Origin of the sequence: Acinetobacter sp. YH12137 (genome assembly GCF_013418535.1) — a bacterium.
GTDB lineage: Bacteria > Pseudomonadota > Gammaproteobacteria > Pseudomonadales > Moraxellaceae > Acinetobacter.
Genome location: NZ_VPBW01000002.1, coordinates 112,889 through 129,120 on the forward strand (window position 1 = coordinate 112,889; position 16,232 = coordinate 129,120).

The window sequence follows — 16,232 nt, forward strand, 5'->3', positions numbered from 1 at the left end:
ACAACATGGCTCAAGACATGGCTACAAATGGCGGGATGATTACCGCCGCATTCAAGCGTCAATTTCACGATGCGTTTGAAATTCAATGTCAACAAACAAAGTCAGTGCTTCAGGTACTGGCGCATGACCGCGGCCAGATTCAAGGTTCATCTTTCACAGTCAATGATCTTGGCGCAGTGGAAATGGAGAAGATGACCACTCGATTTGCTGATACTAAGTGGTCCGTGCCTGAGGCTGGTACACGTTTAGCAGTAATGGAAGATTACGGCCTATTCGTACCAATCGATCCGCGTGATGAAGCGAAGCTTTCAGCAAATCCGACTTCACCATACATGCAGGCGTGTCTGGCTGCTGAACATCGTCAGCGTGACCGTGTGATTTATAAATCACTTGGTGCATCGGTACAGCGTAAAACTGCAGACGGCGAAAGTTACACAGCTACACCAGTTCCAGCAGGTCAAACCATTGCAGCATCTGCCACACCAATGAATAAGGCCAAGATTGCCAAAGCACGTGCCTTGTTCCGTAAAAACCAGTGTGACAACTTGCCGCTGTACATGATCTACAACTCAGAAATCCTTGAACAGATTCTGGTTGATGATGAGCTGACTAAATGGGACCGCGACACGATCCAGCAGATCCAGGATGGTGATGTGGCTAAAAAATGGGGTGGCTTTATCTGGTTACCTTATGAAGAACTGGCAGATGGTGCAGGCGGTGTGACTGAAGGTCGTACCTTTGCAGTGGCAAAAGGTGCAACACACTATGGCCGTAATACAATCTCTAACTTTGACATTGTTACTCGCGCTGACAAGTCAAATGTGAAACAGATTGGTGGTATTGCATCTTACGGTGCAGCACGTGCCAACGAACAGAAGATTATCTTAATCGACTTCCTTCGTTAAGTAGGGGCTTTGGCTCGGCATTCTTGAGCAGGGGTGCCGGGTCTTTTTTTAAGGAGCAGCCAAAATGATTCAATTCCTGATGTGTCTTTTTGGTTTTCATGGTGCGACTGAGATTGGATCTGATGCCAAGCCAGAGTGCCGAAATTGTTTGAAAGAAATTAAATAAGAGATATAAATATGAAAATTTCCACTTGGATCGCCTCAACTGGCATAGCCGTTACACTTATCGCAGCTCTTTTATCTTTAACTATCGTTAGCTTTAAACTGGCTAACTTTCTTGAAATTCAGGCTAATTTTAGTTTCAACTTAGCATTACAAGGCTGGATGTTCGTCGTACTGGTTGCTGTTATTTATGTTGTTATTCGCTACGTTTTTAAAACGGATTTCGTACTTCAGAAAAGATCTAGTACAAAGTAATACCCAACAAACTGCACTAGAAAACCGCCTACCTTACAAGTAAGCGGTTTTTTAATGAGTAGAGATTATGAATAAATACATTAGATCCGGCATCAGCGAAGTCATCAAAGATAAAACAGCATTCACCAGTGAACCGTACGTTATGTCCTCAAACGATCCGATCTGGATAGGAGTTACGGGTGCAGGTCCAGTCTATATCGAAGTGAAAGGAGAGGATGGTGTGTGGCGCACATATCCTGAGCTTACTTTTTCCGGTACGACTGCTCAACTTGTGACTCTTAAAAAGGGCCTTGTGCGTTTTCGTTTCGCTGCTTCTGCCGCAACCACTTTGGAGTTTTCAGTATGAGGCAGTCAATTCGACGGTCAGTATCAACGGCGGTGAATGGCGCAAAACTCAGCTTTGAAATTGTCATGAAAAAGCTATTTGCGAATGGCGAGCATGGTTTTTATCAAGATCCTTATGATCTAGGTGTGATGTTTCAGGATGCTGCGGGGACTACTGCGGTAAATGCTTCGGGGCAGCCGTTGGGGTTGGTGCTGGATAAGAGTAAAGGGCTGATGCTTGGTAGTAATCTTGTGCGAAATGGTGATTTTAGCGATGGTGCAACATCATGGGTGGCAAGAGCAAATACTCAACTATCTATTGTAGATGGGAGTTTACGGGTCAGTGCTATAGCTTCTGGGATTGGCTATGGTGTTGAATCGACATTAGTTAGCGCAACAGTAGCTTCAAAAATGTATCGCTTTTCAGCAGAAGTTTATCGCACAAACACTTCAAATCCAGTTTATGTAAGAGGTGCGTCAAATACAGCTTTAGGTAGAAATACAAGTTTCAATGTTATTGAACTTGGTGGATCTTCTTCTTTAGCTTTTGTGGCATCTCAAGCTGGTGTTGTTGCAGGTGAGTATTTTGAAATCGACAATGTGTCAATTAAAGAGATTGCTGGGAGTCACGCATACCAAACTACATCAGCAGCAAGACCTATTTTACAAGATGCCCCTAAACGTATTGATTTTGATGCAGTAGACGACAAGCTCATCACAACATTACCGACACAATTAACAGGCTGTACAGTGATTCGCTCTGTCCCAAATGTCGGTACTCAGATTCTGACAGGTCAAACAATCCCTGCGACATACAATGACAGCACTGACCACTGTGGGTTGATTGTGATTAATAGAGCTTTAACTCCTAGCGAAACCTCAGTTATCACAACCGAGTTCAACGAGAGGGCTGGTGTATGAAATTCAACTTATCAGTAGTAAACATCATCCCTGACGCTCACAAAGACGCTATCAATCAAATCGCAGAGCTTTACGGCTGTGGTGAAAACAATCTATCTGTAAAGTTAGTTGACAGCAACGATGCTGTTTTCTGGGGCTGTCATTCCTGGTGGACGCCAGATCACTATGCAGTATTTAGTGATGATGAATTGCGACAGGAAGTAATTCCTACTGAGCTGCAATCATCTTTAGAGCATTTATATGAGCGGCTGATGCTTGATGGTGATGCTCAAGAGAATTGGACGGCTGCATTAGCTTTAAATGGGCTTTCTGAAGTTCGGGAAGAAACACAATAAACTCCACCACAAAAGCCTTCAAGATCATAAAAACTTGAGGGCTTTTTTATGTCTATTACAACCAGAACTTCTATCTGCAACCATGCTTTAAGCCTGATCGGTGATCAGAATATCGCTTCATTTGACGAGAACACAGCACGTGCTGAACGTTGCCGGAATATCTATGACCAGGTGCGAAAATCCATTCTGCGTGATCATCCTTGGTCATGTGCAAAAGCACGTACTATTCTGGCACCAGTGACCACTTATCCGGCCTTTGGCTATAAGCATGCCTTTCCTTTGCCGCGTGATTACATCCGGATCGTGAGTGCCAACACGGAACAGTACGAAGTAGAGAATCGCTACATTCTGGCCAATACCGATGCAATCCAGCTGGAATACATCTTTGATAACGACAATGAAGATTCGTGGGATTCCATGCTGGTTGAAGCCATGTCACTCAAGATGGCAGCAAAGCTATGCAAGCCAAATACCGGCAGTGATGCAGCTGGACAGTCAGCAGATGCGCAATACCGCGAACTGATCCAGCGTGCAAAAGCAATCAATGCGCAAGAACGACCAGCACAAGACATGCTGTACGTGGACGAGTCTCGCTATATCGGGAGTCGCTACTAATGAAACAATGGCTGCTTAAAAACAACCTGTCCAGCGGTGAACTATCACCGTTGCTGTGGACACGTACCGACATCCAGCAATATGCCAACGGCGCCAAGAAACTGTTAAACGCTATCCCACTGGTGGAAGGTGGAGCAAAAAAAAGACCAGGTACTAAATATCGTGGAGTCTTTGACGGTGCACTTCGCCTAATTCCATTTGTTCCGAACTCGGATAATCCGTTTTTACTGATCTTGGGCATAAGTACGATTCAAGTCTACGATCCATTAACTCAAACTGTAGTCCATACAGGCAGCACGCCGTATAACACAGCGGCCAAAGTGGCTCAGGTGCAGGTGGCACATTCACGCTATCGCATGTTCTTTGTTCAGGGAGATCATCCGGTGCATCGTCTGGTCTGTAGCAAGGACTTTGATAACTGGAATTTCGGGCAATTCACTTTCGTAACTGCGCCAGTAGATGAGATCAACACCACACCAAACGTGGCTTTAACACCTACTGGAACGGAAGTAGGTAAATCTATTGCGCTGAATGCGGCTGCTTTTCCCAATTGGAGTTCAACAGAAAACTACATTATTGGTGAGCGTGTTATTTATCTCGGCCAGACATGGCGTGCTGTAACGGACAACACAGGGAAAGTTCCAGCAATTGATAGTACGGATTGGGAAGCTGTAACGGCTGGTGATGCTGCGGTATTTACCCCATCCCATGTGGGTGCAATCGTCAATATCAACGGTGGCCAAGTCAAGATCACTTCTTATGTTTCAGCAACTGGTGTGCTCGGTGAGGTACTGGTCAAGCTGAATGCCAATATTCAGGCTATTGCTAAATCATGGACATTGAATACAGCGGCATTTACAGCAGCCACTGGCTATCCATCCACGGTGACGTTCTTTAAACAGCGCCTGGTCTTTGCTAATACGAAAAACAATCCGAACCAGTTATGGATCAGTGCCATTGGCAACGATGGCGACTTTCTGGAATCTACAGATGATGCGTCTGCATTCTCCATGGCTTCATCATCGGCACAGGCAGACAACATTCTGCATCTTGCCCAGCGTGGTGGTGTGGTCGCTTTAACGGGTGGATCTGAGTTTTTAATCAGTTCGTCCGGCGCATTTACGCCAGCATCAGCCCAGATTGAACAGCATACAACCTACGGCGCAAAGGCGAATGTTCGGCCATGTCTGGTTGGTAATGAACTGCTATTCGTCCAGCGTGGCGGTAACCGTCTGCGTGCACTGTCATATCGTTATGAAGTGGATGGATTGGTCAGTCCTGAACTATCAGCCATTGCTCCGCATATCGCTGAAGATCATGGCGGCATTAAGGAACTGACCTACCAGCAAACGCCGTACAGTCTGGTGTGGATGGTGCTCAATGATGGCAAGGTGGCTTCAATTACGCTAAACCGTGATCAGGAAATGAATGCCTGGTCTCAGCATGATTTTGGTGGATCTGTGCGCTCGATCTGTGCCTTACCACAAGCCAACGGCAATGACCTGTGTTTCATGCTGGTTGCGCGTAAATCATCTGTCGTGCTTGAGCAGCTGGACGATACAGCATTCATGGATTGTGAAATTGCCCATAACGGGGATTTGGCCAGTAGAAACCTGCATAACGTCACTCAGTACCGGTTCAATAATACGGATGGCTACTTCTACGATGACAACCAGCCAACATCCGGCACATGGTTTGCTGGTCAGCCATTCAATATGGAAGTTGAGTTCTTGCCGCCAGATCATAGCCAGGTGCCGAGCACAGCAATGCTGCATAAGATCCAGGCGCATGAAGTGGTCTTGTATATCCGTAAGTCAGTAGGCGGTCAATACAACCAGTATGAACTCGAATATAAGCCATTCAACCAGCAAGCCTTCCAGAACCTGCCTTATACGGGTCCCGTTAATGTCAGCATGAATGGCTGGTCGACCTTGCACGAAATGGAATTAAAAATTACACACAACAAACCGCTACCGTTCCACGTGCAGAGTGTAGCTATGTTGGTATCCATGAATGAGAAATAAAGATGCTTGTACGTCCGGCAACACTAGAAGATTTAGACACGCTTGTTTACTGGGGCAAGCGTCTTACAGATGAATCACCACGGTTTAAGAATCAGGGCTTCAGTGCAGAACGAGCAGAAAAACTCTTTGCTCATTTGATTGATAAGCTCGGATCAATCCTGATCGTGATGGATCACTACATGAACCCGGTAGGCGGCCTGATCGGTGTGCTAGATACCGACTGGCGAACCGGTCAGATGCTGGCATTTGAACAGGGAATTTATGTACTTCCTGAATACCGGAATACAGGTGCAGCCAGTGCATTGGTGAAAAGCTTTGAGGTATGGGCGACTGTACACGGTGCAGACCGCATCCAGATCGGCACTATGACTGGCATTCATGCTGAACGTACCGTGAGCCTGTATGAGTCATTAGGCTTTGAATTGGTCGGCTATGTACTGGAAAAGGAGATTTAATCATGTGTGGTGGTAGTCCAGTTGGTGACATCATGAACGGCGTGCAGAACCTTGCGAATGCACAGATGGCAGATGCAACAGCAAAAGGTAATGCCAAAACCGTTCAATCTGTGGCGCGCTTGGAAGCTGAAAAGATGAAGCGCCAGGGTAAAAGTAATGCATCTTCGGCACGTGCTGCAGCTGCGGAAAATGGTGTGGATGTGGATGTAGGTGCAGCAGCCATGATTCAGGATGAGCATATCTCTGATGCAGCCTATAACGCTTCAATGAATATTTCGGATGCAGGGTATCAGGCAAAGCAGATCCGTGTTCAAGGCAAGATGCAGCGCAATAACTACGGTATGCAAGCGGCGTCAGACTTTATGAGTGCGGGTGTTAAAGCCTTTTCAGGAGGTTGGAAGTAATGGCGATTATTCCACGTTCGCAGGGTCGTGTTACATCACAGCCAACCTTGCAGCAACATACACCGATGACCGGCCTTTCCAGTATTGGCAAGGTAGTGGACGGCGTTCTGGATGAACGCAAACGCAAGCAGGAAGAAGCGGAAGTATCGGCTAAACGTGTCGAGCTGTATCACAACGATCTGGCCAAACAGGAAGCGAAGGTTAAGCTTGATGACGTGATGACACGTGAAATGTCGGAACAGATCACGCTACTGAAAAACGATGTGTCTAACGGTGCCATGAATGCAGACCAGGCGAACAAGACATTCAATGAATGGTCAAAGGCACGTTTTAAACAGATGCAAAATGAACTGCCGTGGGATTCCATGCATGAGCTGGAAAACTACTGGACAGAAAATGCAACCAGAAACGCGACTGGTTTCCTGCCGTTGCAATTGCGTGCCGATGCTCAGAAGGGTGTAGTCGTTGCAGACCGTGCCACTGAGATTGCAACACGTATGGGCCGTGAGGAAGGCTTGGAATATCTGAAAGAAAAACTCGAGGTTTTAAATCTGCCAGAACCAGAAAAGCAGCAGCGCATCAATACCTATCACACTTCGCGTGACGTTCTGGATATTGACGGACGTATTACTTCTGCCATCGAAAGCAAGGACACGACCGACCTGCAAAGCCTGGTGAAAGAACTGGACGAAGGAAAATTCGGCTATCTTGATGGACCACAAGCGCAGCAGAAAAAGGCGCAGATTCTTAGCCGGATCGATGCAATCAATAAGCAGGTTGAGATCGAAGAAAATAAGCGTGTGCAGCTGGCCGGCAAAGTTGTGAATGATTTTAAAACTCAGGTGCTCACTGCTCGAGCACTGGATGATGATTATCTGGAAACTGTACGCAGTGCTGTGGCGGGTACAGAGCATGAAGCGGAATACAATTTCTATAAGTCACAGTCGCATAACTTCCAGTCGTTTAGCCATCTGTCCACACCAGAAATGGAACGCCGTATTAACCAGCAAAAAGCCAAGATGGCTAACAGCAAAACCTCGGATGCTGTAACTGAAGAAAAGATTCTCGGTGTTTATGAAACGATTCTGAACAACAAGAAGCAGACGGTAAAAGACAATCCAAATCAGGCGGTACGTGAAGCCGGATTGCAGACGCATAGCCTGAATGGTGGTGAACTGAAATCCAATCCAAAGTCATTCGCAGCAAAAGCGATTGAAAACGGCGTGAGTCAGTTTGCATTAAAGGATCCAAATGTAGTGGTGAAACCAATTGCAGCCGAGGATCTGCCAGAAGCTAAAAAGGCGTTTGAATCCAAATCAGTTAATGACAAGCTGAACTTTATCGGTGAATTGATCAACCAGAGCAAGGGCGTACCAAACGGCAGTGCTATCTGGGGCGCAACAATTGGACAGTTGGGTGGTGGTGATCTGTCTTATGTCATGGCTGGGGTAGCGCGTGCTAATCGCTATCAGTCAGAAAAGGGCGAGGATGTAGCCGCTGCAATCGTTTCGGGCACTCAAGCACTGAAAAATAAAGCTTTGGTTATGCCAACAGAGGAGTTATTAAAAACCGAATTTAATAAGTATGTCGGTAATTCCGTGAGTGGTATCACAGCAGATATGAACTATGCAGCGTTTAAATCAATCTATGCGCATCTATCTGAACGTAATGGGTACCTGCATAAAGATGGGCAGGACATTAGCAAGGAATTAGCTAAAACAGCACTGAGTATGACCACCGGTGGGGTATATGAGCAGGGCGTGAAGTACGGCAACCAAGAGACATGGAAGGTATCCAAGCCTTATGGCATGAAAGACGATGATTTCGAGCAGGGAATCCGTAAGGGCTATGCCGCTATTTCTCAAGCCACTGGTATTTCAGTTGCTGAACTTGAAGATTTACGCCTACGCCGTTCTGCTAAAAAATCCAAAAAAGGCGAGATCCAATATGATCTGATCAATGAACGCGGTACACCATTGCGCGTAGGTGGTACGGAATGGCGGATCAACATGCAAGGAGCATATAAGTAATGAGCAACTGGTTATCTGAATATGCACCTGAAGAACAAAAACAGGTTGATGAGCTAAACGCCAAAGGGATTGCACACAAGCCAGTCGAGCAAAAGGAAGAATCTAGCGGCCTGTTCCAGCTGGCTGCACCGGTGCGCGGTATGGGTGCCGGCTTTGCAAAGGCTGTGGATACCATCACTGCACCAGTGGATGCCGTGGTGGATCGTGTGTCTTATTCATTCAAGGACGTAGGCACAGACGAAATCATTGAACCTTATTCTGCATACAAGGCGAACAAGGAAAAGGCGCGTGATGATCTGGTGTATGAATCCATTGATTATCTGAAGGACGAACAGAACACCGGCACACTTGGCAACATTGCATTCAGTTTGGGGGATTATGCAACACGTGCCGTGGTTGGTAGCGCCGTTGGTGGTGTACCAGGTGCAGCCGCTGTCACTGGCTTATCTGAGTCTCATTATGTCTATGGCGACCTGACCCGCGATGGCGTGGACAGCGAAACTGCAACCAAAGTGGCTTTGGTCGATGGTGCTGTGGCGGCCGTATCAACGGCTTTGCCGATGTCCTACGGTTTTAAAGGCACAGGTGGCGTGATCAAAGACGGCGTATTGTCTGTCGGTGGTGCTACTGCATTATCACAAGGCGGCCAAGCGGTATCAGGTCAGGTGCTGGAATCTGAGGGCTACGACAAACAGGCGAAAAAGTACGAAGTCAATGTCGAGACTGTCGGCACAGATCTACTACTGAATACCCTGTTTTTTGGGGCAGCACGTGGAGCCAATCGCTATCTGAACAAAACGCCTGAACAGTTGGGCGCAGAGATCGAAGCAGAACGTGCAGCACTGGTTTTAAATGAACTGGAATTTGAAAACACGCTGGCACCAGTGAAGCCATCCAATCCAGTTCAAGCCAATAACCATTTAAAAAACTTGGATGCAGCGACTGAATCCCTGCGCATGGGTAGACCGGTAAATGTGGTGCACCCGGTGAAGGGTGAGGATAAGCAGAAGCCAGTCAATTACGACACTATGGCCTTACCAACCAATGCCAAAACGATTGCACGTAAAGCACAACAGGCCGGGATTCCTCCAAATGTAGCTTTAACCATTGCCCATATTGAAACTGGCGGTACGTTCAGCCATACAGCCAAGAATCCAACATCATCCGCACATGGGCTGTTTCAGGTACTGGATAAATCCTGGAAGAACTTAGGCGGTGGTGATCGATCCAATATTGATGAGCAGATCCGCATCGGCTTCAAGCATATGAAGCAGGCAGAAAACCACATCAAGAAAAGCATTGGCCGTGAGCTGCAGCCTCATGAGCACTATCTAGGCCATTTACTTGGACCAGGTGGAGCAGCTGCAGTTTTAAAAGCCGATCCAAATGCAAAGCTGATTGATGTGGTTCGCAAGTACGATCCAAAGAATGCCAATGACATTGTGAAAAACAATGCCATGGAAGGCATGACCGTTGGCCAAGCAATTGGCAAATGGCGTAACAAGTGGAATAGTCTCAGTGCACGTTATGGTGGTACTGGCACTAGCACAGCCTATGGCATGGATGGGTCTAGCTATGACTTTGCCTATGAAGTAAAAAGCCTGGATGAACTGATTGCATCCAATGATCTGGCCTATGGGGTGAATCCACTTTATCCGGCTGAACTGCAACCGCGTGATCGCACCCGGGAGGCATCACGCCAGCAGATCGAGCGCATGGCCGATGACTTAAAACCTGAATTGCTCGGTGAATCTCCAAAGCTGTCTGATGGTGCTCCGATTATCGGCATGGACAATGTAGTGGAATCCGGCAACGGACGTACACTGGCCATTGCAAAAGCCTATGAAGCCGGACGTGCTGAAGAATATCGGACATTCCTGGAACAGTACGCGGCTGAACGTGGCATTGATATTGACGGCATTAACAAGCCTGTTTTAGTCCGGACACGTTTGACCGATACCGATCGTACCCAGTTTGCAAAGCTGGCCAATGAATCGGACGTGGCGCAGTACTCCGCAACTGAACGCGCTGTGAGTGATTCGGATCGTTTGCCGGATGCATCACTTCTGAAGATCAATAATGACGGTACGATCAACCTAGATGGATCCATGGACTTTGTACGCGGCTTTGTCGGCTCATTGCCGAAGTCAGAACAAGGTACAGTGATTACCGGTGACGGACGATTAAGCCAGGAAGGGAAACGCCGTATTGAATCCGCAATCATGCAGCGTGCGTTTAATGATTCTGCCCTGATTGGCCGTATGGCTGAGAATCTGGACGATGACAGTAAAACCGTGTTGTCCGCATTGCTCCGTGCTGCACCTCAACTGGCACAGCTAGACAGTCTGGTGAAACAGGGTGGACGACATCAGAACAGCATTGCAAAGGATCTGGCTCAGGCAGCGCAAAAACTGCGTGATCTGAAAGCCAATGATCTGACGGTTGAAGATTACCTCAATCAGAATTTGCTCATCGATGACGGACTTTCACCTGGTGCACGTGAGTTCCTGAATGTCTTTGACCAGAACAAGCGTAGTGCTAAAGCCATTGGTGAAAACATCCAAAGCAAAATCGATGAGATTGAAGCCATGGGTGATCCGCGTCAGGGTTCACTGTTTGGTGATGGGCCAGAAGAATCAGCCGCGTTAGACATCATCATGCAGAACCCAGATCAGCAGATTTCTGTTAGTCGTATGCGGCCAGATGGGGAAATGGAGGAAATCACCATGACCTTACGTGAGCGACTGGATGAGCTGAAAGCTGAAGCACGTCAGGCGCAAGAAGATACTTTGGCCGCACAAACGGCCATTAGTTGTGCTTTACAGTTTGGTGAATAGTTTTACCCAACAAACTAAACCTTAATGAATGCTCAGATGATGAAAATTATCTGAGCATTTTTATTATGAAATACCGTAAAAAACCTGTGGTGATCGAAGCTGTTCAACTCACAGAAGATAACCTAGTTGATGTACATGATTGGGTGCATGATGTAGATAGCTCTACCATTTACGGGGGCGTTATAGGTTTTATTAAATCTGAAGTAGAAAAATATGGCGGCTTGCCGATTCCAACGCTTGAAGATGGCAAGCCTGGATGTGGTGTCAAGCATGTGGCATCTTTTGGCGATTACATTATTAAAGGTGTGCAAGGTGAGTTTTATCCATGCAAGCCAGATATCTTCCTTGCAACTTATGAGGTGGCTGAATAATGAAAGACCAATGCAAGGCCGCCGTAGCAAAGGCACTCGGCAAGGCAGCTTTAAACCAGCAAGAAGCAACCGATATTGAAAACCGGATCAAGGATGCAATGAAGTCTTTGGCCAAAAAAGACATTCAGACCTGGCGCAATCTATCCGATGCTGAAAAACTGGTGAAAGCTGGTGAATTTGTGGCACAGGATATTCAGGCACAATTAAAACGAAAGCATGCGATTGCAGCACGTGACATTCTCACTCAGAACAAAAACCTTGCACAGCTTGATCATCCAACCTTATCAGCCAGTGAGGTTGTGGATCGGATGGTTGCAGCCCATGGTGATATGTCCGGCATTCAATCCCTAGACTCCAAAGCACGTGCGATTGCATCCGTTTACCGTGGTGAGTTAGTGGACTTCTATACCAACATTAAAGGCGGTTTAGGTGTATTTACTGATGCAGAACTGGTGCAAAAAATTGTCCGTGAACGCTTCAATGACAGTACCGGCGATCCTTTGGCCAAGAAGATTTCAGACAAAATGGGCGAAGTCTTTGAAGGCATGCGTGAACGCTTTAACCGTGCCGGCGGTGATATTGGAAAGCTGGATGATTGGGGATTGCCGCAGACGCATAGCCTGGAAAAGATTGTATTAGCTGGCAAACAGGCTTGGGTACAAAAAGCAGAAGGCTTAATTGACACTTCAAAATATGTGCATGAGGATGGCACGTATTATTCACAGCAAGAGATTCGCGAACTGCTTGAATACTCATTCGACACATTGAGCAGCAACGGTGCCAATAAAACTGAAATTGGCCGTCAGTCTTTTGGTGGTAATTCCAAAGTCACCAGCCGACATTCTGAAAGCCGGGTACTGCATTTTAAAGATGCTGAATCGTGGATGGAATATCAGGCTGAGTTCGGTGGTATGCCGTTTGTAGATTTGGTGGAAGCGCATATTAACGGCTTATCTAAAGATATTGCTATGGTGGAAAATCTTGGCAGTAGTCCTAGAAATTCCATGCGCATATTGATGGATGCAGCAGAACAAAAGGACTGGCAAAAAGGCATTGATGCAAACGATACAGGCAAGAGCCGTAAACGTGCACAGACCATGTTTGATGAGTTCTCAGGGCAGAATACACCGCAATCCGAAGTTCTGGCCAATATGGGTTTAGCGTACCGATCAATGAACGTGGCATCCATGCTGGGTGGTACCACAATTTCATCCGTCACCGATCAGGCTATGATTGCCAAGACTGCATCGATCCATGGCATCGCCTACCGTAAAACGTTTGGTGAACTTATTTCACAATTAAATCCAAAAAATAAAGAGGATCGGGAGCTGGCGCACAGTTTAGGTCTGGCCACAGAAGAAATGCTCGGCTCTATCGCACGTTGGTCGGATGATGGATTGACTTCCGTACATGGCAAGTCACAGAAACTGGCACGTGTGTCCAGTGGTATTGCTTCACAGGTTATGCGTATATCTGGCCTGAATGCACTCACAGCAGCTTCAAAAGTCGGTTTTACCAAGATGCTTATGCATAAATATGGCACTTTGACCCGTTCTAAAGCATGGGCCGATCTGGACGCAATGGATCGGGAGCTGATAGAAAAAACCGGACTGAACGAACGCGCTTGGGAAGTGATGCGCCTGGCTGATCCGGTGGTGGATCGTAAAGGCAACCAGCTAATGTCTGCACGTTCCATCTATGAAATACCAGACGATAAATTAAAACCGTTTGGCGACCCACAAAAGATACGTGATGAAGTTGCCACGCAGTTTCAGGCACACTTGCTAGATGAACAGGGAATGGCCGTGGTTGAAGCCGGATTGCGTGAACGTACATGGATGAGTGCCGGACAGAAGAAAGGCACAGGCATGGGCGAACTGGTCAAATCCATGCTGCAGTTTAAATCCTTTCCAGCCGCGTTTTTAATGCGTCACGGATCACGTGCAATGGCACAGGATGGTGTGAAAGGTAAAGCGGCCTATGGTGCATCGATCTTTGCCATGACCACATTGCTGGGTGCGCTTGCTGTACAGCTTAAAGAGCTGGCCAATGGTAATGATCCTTCGACCATGTGGGATAGTGACGATCCACAAAAGACAATGAACTTCTGGACACGCTCAGCGGTTCAGGGTGGCGGCCTATCCATCTTGGGTGACATTCTGGTTGCGGGTACAGATACTTCAGGACGCAGTACTTCTGATTTTATGGTAGGCCCATTGGGTTCAGATGCTAAAGCTTTGCTTGGTTTGACTGTGGGCAACATGACGCAGTACTACGAAAACAAGGATACCAATGCAGCCAATGAAGCCTATAAGCTGCTTAAAAATAAGATCCCTGCACAAAACTTGTGGTACACCAAAGCCGCGACTAATCGCCTGGTCTTTGATGAGCTGCAGGACATGATTGCACCCGGGTACCGAGAAAAATATCTGAGAAAGGCCGAGCGTGAACATGACCGGACACGCTTCTGGGGTGATGATATTGGTGACATCCAGATGCCTGATTTCGAGCGTATCGTGGAGTGAGTAGGACACCCAATTAAGCCCAACCGAACCCCCTGTATATATGGCTTATATACGGGGGATTTTTTATGCGTGATGACCAGGTAGAACGAATCAAATTACTTTCTGAAGAAATTGCGGACGACATGGTGAAAACTGCCAAAGCTGCAATTGATACCGACATTGCAACAAAAGTTGGTCGTGGGGATAAAGCCTTTTTGTATGGCATCGCAAAAAACCAAGCTGGCGTTATGGCGACCCTGCAACGTGTGCTTGATGTGAAGTCAGGCAAAGTTCCACCAATTAGCGCAACAGCAGCCACTCAGGAGAAATACGAACAGAGTCTGATTAAGAAAGCCGAAGAAGCAGCCGCAAAACTTAAACAACGCCTTAGCTAATGACTAAACCTAAGATTTCATTCTTAGCGTTCTTTCTGCTTTGGGCTGAGCTGCAAGGCTGGAAGGTACCGCTATTTCATGTTCAGGTCTGTGTATTCCTTGAAGTGTTCTATCTTAAAGGTCGTACAGGCTTGCTTATGCTTCCGCGTGGACATTCCAAGTCCAGTATTCTGGATGTGTTTAACGCCTGGGTAATTTATTGCTGGCCAAGTACGCAGATCCTGCATCAGGGTACAACGGATTCAGATGCATACAAGTGTTCCAAAGGTACGCGCGATGTGCTAGAACGGCATCCACTTTGCCAGGGCAATCACAATGTCGGTATTCGTCAGGGTGAGATTGAACGCTGGTTTGTAAATGGTACGCCTGATGTGCGTTACGGTACCATGCTGGCCAAAGGTATTCTTTCTGGTGTAACCGGACACCGTGCACACTTCATCCAGAATGATGACGTTGAAACGCCACAAACAACGGCCAATCCGGAACAACGGGAAAAGCTGCCGAAGAAACTATCTGAACAAACGCACATTGCCATACCAGGTGCAAAAAAGCTTTGGATCGGCACACCACACACCCATGACTCCTTGTATGAAAAGATTAAAAAGCAAAGGAAGCTAGACAAATTAATCCTCAAGATGTTTGAACATGAGAAGCGTTTTGAGGATACCCAGAAAGGCCAAAAGGTATTACTTGATTTTGCACCGGTGCATGCCTTCTCTGGTATTGGTACCGGATCAAAATACCTGCATAAAGGTGAGCATTACACTTGCCGCAAGCTAAAAAATGTCTGGGAAATTACTTTCCTTGAATCCAACTATGTTGTGGATTTCTATTCTGAAGGGCTTTGGGAGGAACGATTTACACCGGAAGAAATGGAGTTCCGTCGTGAAGAATGTAAAACCCTGAATGAATGGGATTCACAGTACCAGATGCATGCCAAGCCGATTGGTGATGTGCGCTTAGATCCAGACAAGATTTTGGCTTATGACTGTGAGCCGGTGCTGAAACGTGCCAACGGTGAATACTTCATGATGCTCGGTGAGCGCCGTATTGTCGGTATGTCTGCTAAGTGGGACCCATCATCCGGCAAACTTAAATCTGACGTTTCATCAGTTGCATTGGTTCTGCACGATGATCTAGGCAATAAATACTGGCATAGATCCATTGCTTTAACTGGTCCAGATATTATCACCAATGATGATGGTGAAATTATTGGCGGCCAAGTATGGGAGCTTTGCGATCTTGTTGAAGAATTCCACGTTCCGAAGATTGTGATTGAGACTAACGGTATTGGTGGTTTTGCTGGTACGTCACTGAAAGCAGCATTGAAGAAGCGTAAGCTTCGCTGTGGTGTGGAAGAACGCCATGCTTCACAGAATAAGAATAAGCGCATTCTCGAAAGTTTTGAAGGGCCGCTGATGTCTGGTCTGCTTTGGGCACACATTTCTGTACTTGTTGTGAGAAATCCAGATGATAGCGAAGAAGATGCACCAGCAGCTAAACAGATGCGTGAATGGAATCCAGCCGTTGCCAATCAGCCTGACGATTATATGGACTCAGCAGCAGGTGCAATCGTAGATCAGCCAGAACGCGTAGGCAAAATACACAGAAATAACGAGGTCAATGAAGGCCCTAATTGGAGAGGGAGTAGTGGCGTGATTGAGGCCACTTTAGACTTTGAAAATTAGGGGCAGG

The 16,232-nt window shown here is 46.8% G+C and carries 15 protein-coding genes; all 15 read left to right on the forward strand.

The window, feature by feature from the left end; all coding sequences use genetic code 11:
* The first annotated feature begins 5 nt into the window (after positions 1 to 5).
* The 15 genes from FTU72_RS01720 (at position 6) to terL (ending at position 16,225) form a co-directional block, all read left to right on the forward strand.
* On the forward strand, positions 6 to 905 hold the full coding sequence (locus FTU72_RS01720) for a phage capsid protein (protein ID WP_180052358.1): 900 nt from the start codon (positions 6 to 8) through the stop codon (positions 903 to 905).
* Between the two features lie 177 nt (positions 906 to 1,082).
* Positions 1,083 to 1,322, forward strand: coding sequence for a hypothetical protein (locus FTU72_RS01725; RefSeq protein WP_180052357.1), 240 nt, complete (start codon positions 1,083 to 1,085; stop codon positions 1,320 to 1,322).
* 67 nt (positions 1,323 to 1,389) lie between these two features.
* Positions 1,390 to 1,668: a hypothetical protein gene (locus FTU72_RS01730; RefSeq protein ID WP_180052356.1), complete on the forward strand. Its 279-nt coding sequence runs from the start codon at positions 1,390 to 1,392 to the stop codon at positions 1,666 to 1,668.
* Positions 1,665 to 2,567, forward strand: a complete 903-nt coding sequence (locus FTU72_RS01735; protein ID WP_180052355.1) for a hypothetical protein — start codon at positions 1,665 to 1,667, stop codon at positions 2,565 to 2,567. The genes FTU72_RS01730 and FTU72_RS01735 overlap by 4 nt, the downstream gene beginning before the upstream one ends.
* Positions 2,564 to 2,902, forward strand: a complete 339-nt coding sequence (locus FTU72_RS01740) for a hypothetical protein (protein ID WP_180052354.1) — start codon at positions 2,564 to 2,566, stop codon at positions 2,900 to 2,902. Before FTU72_RS01735 ends, FTU72_RS01740 begins: the two co-directional genes overlap by 4 nt.
* A 48-nt stretch (positions 2,903 to 2,950) precedes the next feature.
* Positions 2,951 to 3,517 carry a hypothetical protein gene (locus tag FTU72_RS01745; RefSeq protein ID WP_180030905.1) on the forward strand — a complete coding sequence of 189 codons (567 nt, stop codon included), beginning with the start codon at positions 2,951 to 2,953 and terminating at the stop codon, positions 3,515 to 3,517.
* The gene (locus FTU72_RS01750; RefSeq protein WP_180052353.1) at positions 3,517 to 5,541 is read left to right on the forward strand and encodes a carbohydrate-binding protein; all 2,025 of its coding nucleotides are present in this window, start codon (positions 3,517 to 3,519) and stop codon (positions 5,539 to 5,541) included. Before FTU72_RS01745 ends, FTU72_RS01750 begins: the two co-directional genes overlap by 1 nt.
* A 2-nt stretch (positions 5,542 to 5,543) precedes the next feature.
* The gene (locus FTU72_RS01755) at positions 5,544 to 5,996 is read left to right on the forward strand and encodes a GNAT family N-acetyltransferase (protein WP_180052352.1); all 453 of its coding nucleotides are present in this window, start codon (positions 5,544 to 5,546) and stop codon (positions 5,994 to 5,996) included.
* 2 nt (positions 5,997 to 5,998) lie between these two features.
* Positions 5,999 to 6,400, forward strand: a complete 402-nt coding sequence (locus FTU72_RS01760; protein ID WP_180052351.1) for a hypothetical protein — start codon at positions 5,999 to 6,001, stop codon at positions 6,398 to 6,400.
* A complete protein-coding gene (locus FTU72_RS01765; protein WP_180052350.1) occupies positions 6,400 to 8,430 on the forward strand; it encodes a methyl-coenzyme M reductase in 2,031 nt (676 codons plus the stop codon). Before FTU72_RS01760 ends, FTU72_RS01765 begins: the two co-directional genes overlap by 1 nt.
* Positions 8,430 to 11,267, forward strand: a complete 2,838-nt coding sequence (locus FTU72_RS01770) for a lytic transglycosylase domain-containing protein (protein WP_180052349.1) — start codon at positions 8,430 to 8,432, stop codon at positions 11,265 to 11,267. The genes FTU72_RS01765 and FTU72_RS01770 overlap by 1 nt, the downstream gene beginning before the upstream one ends.
* A gap of 65 nt (positions 11,268 to 11,332) precedes the next feature.
* On the forward strand, positions 11,333 to 11,638 hold the full coding sequence (locus tag FTU72_RS01775) for a hypothetical protein (RefSeq protein WP_180052348.1): 306 nt from the start codon (positions 11,333 to 11,335) through the stop codon (positions 11,636 to 11,638).
* Positions 11,638 to 14,163, forward strand: coding sequence for a hypothetical protein (locus FTU72_RS01780; RefSeq protein WP_180052347.1), 2,526 nt, complete (start codon positions 11,638 to 11,640; stop codon positions 14,161 to 14,163). The genes FTU72_RS01775 and FTU72_RS01780 overlap by 1 nt, the downstream gene beginning before the upstream one ends.
* Positions 14,164 to 14,228: 65 nt before the next feature.
* Positions 14,229 to 14,537: a hypothetical protein gene (locus tag FTU72_RS01785; protein WP_180052346.1), complete on the forward strand. Its 309-nt coding sequence runs from the start codon at positions 14,229 to 14,231 to the stop codon at positions 14,535 to 14,537.
* Complete coding sequence (gene terL / locus FTU72_RS01790; RefSeq protein WP_180052345.1) at positions 14,537 to 16,225, forward strand: phage terminase large subunit; 1,689 nt, start codon at positions 14,537 to 14,539, stop codon at positions 16,223 to 16,225. Before FTU72_RS01785 ends, terL begins: the two co-directional genes overlap by 1 nt.
* Positions 16,226 to 16,232: the final 7 nt, after the last annotated feature.

Excerpts from the sequence above, each read along its gene's own strand:
- FTU72_RS01720 (WP_180052358.1), top strand. The coding sequence starts at position 6 with ATGGCTCAAGACATGGCTACAAATGGCGGGATGATTACCGCCGCATTC.
- FTU72_RS01725 (WP_180052357.1), top strand. The coding sequence starts at position 1,083 with ATGAAAATTTCCACTTGGATCGCCTCAACTGGCATAGCCGTTACACTT.
- FTU72_RS01730 (WP_180052356.1), top strand. The coding sequence starts at position 1,390 with ATGAATAAATACATTAGATCCGGCATCAGCGAAGTCATCAAAGATAAA.
- FTU72_RS01735 (WP_180052355.1), top strand. The coding sequence starts at position 1,665 with ATGAGGCAGTCAATTCGACGGTCAGTATCAACGGCGGTGAATGGCGCA.
- FTU72_RS01740 (WP_180052354.1), top strand. The coding sequence starts at position 2,564 with ATGAAATTCAACTTATCAGTAGTAAACATCATCCCTGACGCTCACAAA.
- FTU72_RS01745 (WP_180030905.1), top strand. The coding sequence starts at position 2,951 with ATGTCTATTACAACCAGAACTTCTATCTGCAACCATGCTTTAAGCCTG.
- FTU72_RS01750 (WP_180052353.1), top strand. The coding sequence starts at position 3,517 with ATGAAACAATGGCTGCTTAAAAACAACCTGTCCAGCGGTGAACTATCA.
- FTU72_RS01755 (WP_180052352.1), top strand. The coding sequence starts at position 5,544 with ATGCTTGTACGTCCGGCAACACTAGAAGATTTAGACACGCTTGTTTAC.
- FTU72_RS01760 (WP_180052351.1), top strand. The coding sequence starts at position 5,999 with ATGTGTGGTGGTAGTCCAGTTGGTGACATCATGAACGGCGTGCAGAAC.
- FTU72_RS01765 (WP_180052350.1), top strand. The coding sequence starts at position 6,400 with ATGGCGATTATTCCACGTTCGCAGGGTCGTGTTACATCACAGCCAACC.
- FTU72_RS01770 (WP_180052349.1), top strand. The coding sequence starts at position 8,430 with ATGAGCAACTGGTTATCTGAATATGCACCTGAAGAACAAAAACAGGTT.
- FTU72_RS01775 (WP_180052348.1), top strand. The coding sequence starts at position 11,333 with ATGAAATACCGTAAAAAACCTGTGGTGATCGAAGCTGTTCAACTCACA.
- FTU72_RS01780 (WP_180052347.1), top strand. The coding sequence starts at position 11,638 with ATGAAAGACCAATGCAAGGCCGCCGTAGCAAAGGCACTCGGCAAGGCA.
- FTU72_RS01785 (WP_180052346.1), top strand. The coding sequence starts at position 14,229 with ATGCGTGATGACCAGGTAGAACGAATCAAATTACTTTCTGAAGAAATT.
- terL (WP_180052345.1), top strand. The coding sequence starts at position 14,537 with ATGACTAAACCTAAGATTTCATTCTTAGCGTTCTTTCTGCTTTGGGCT.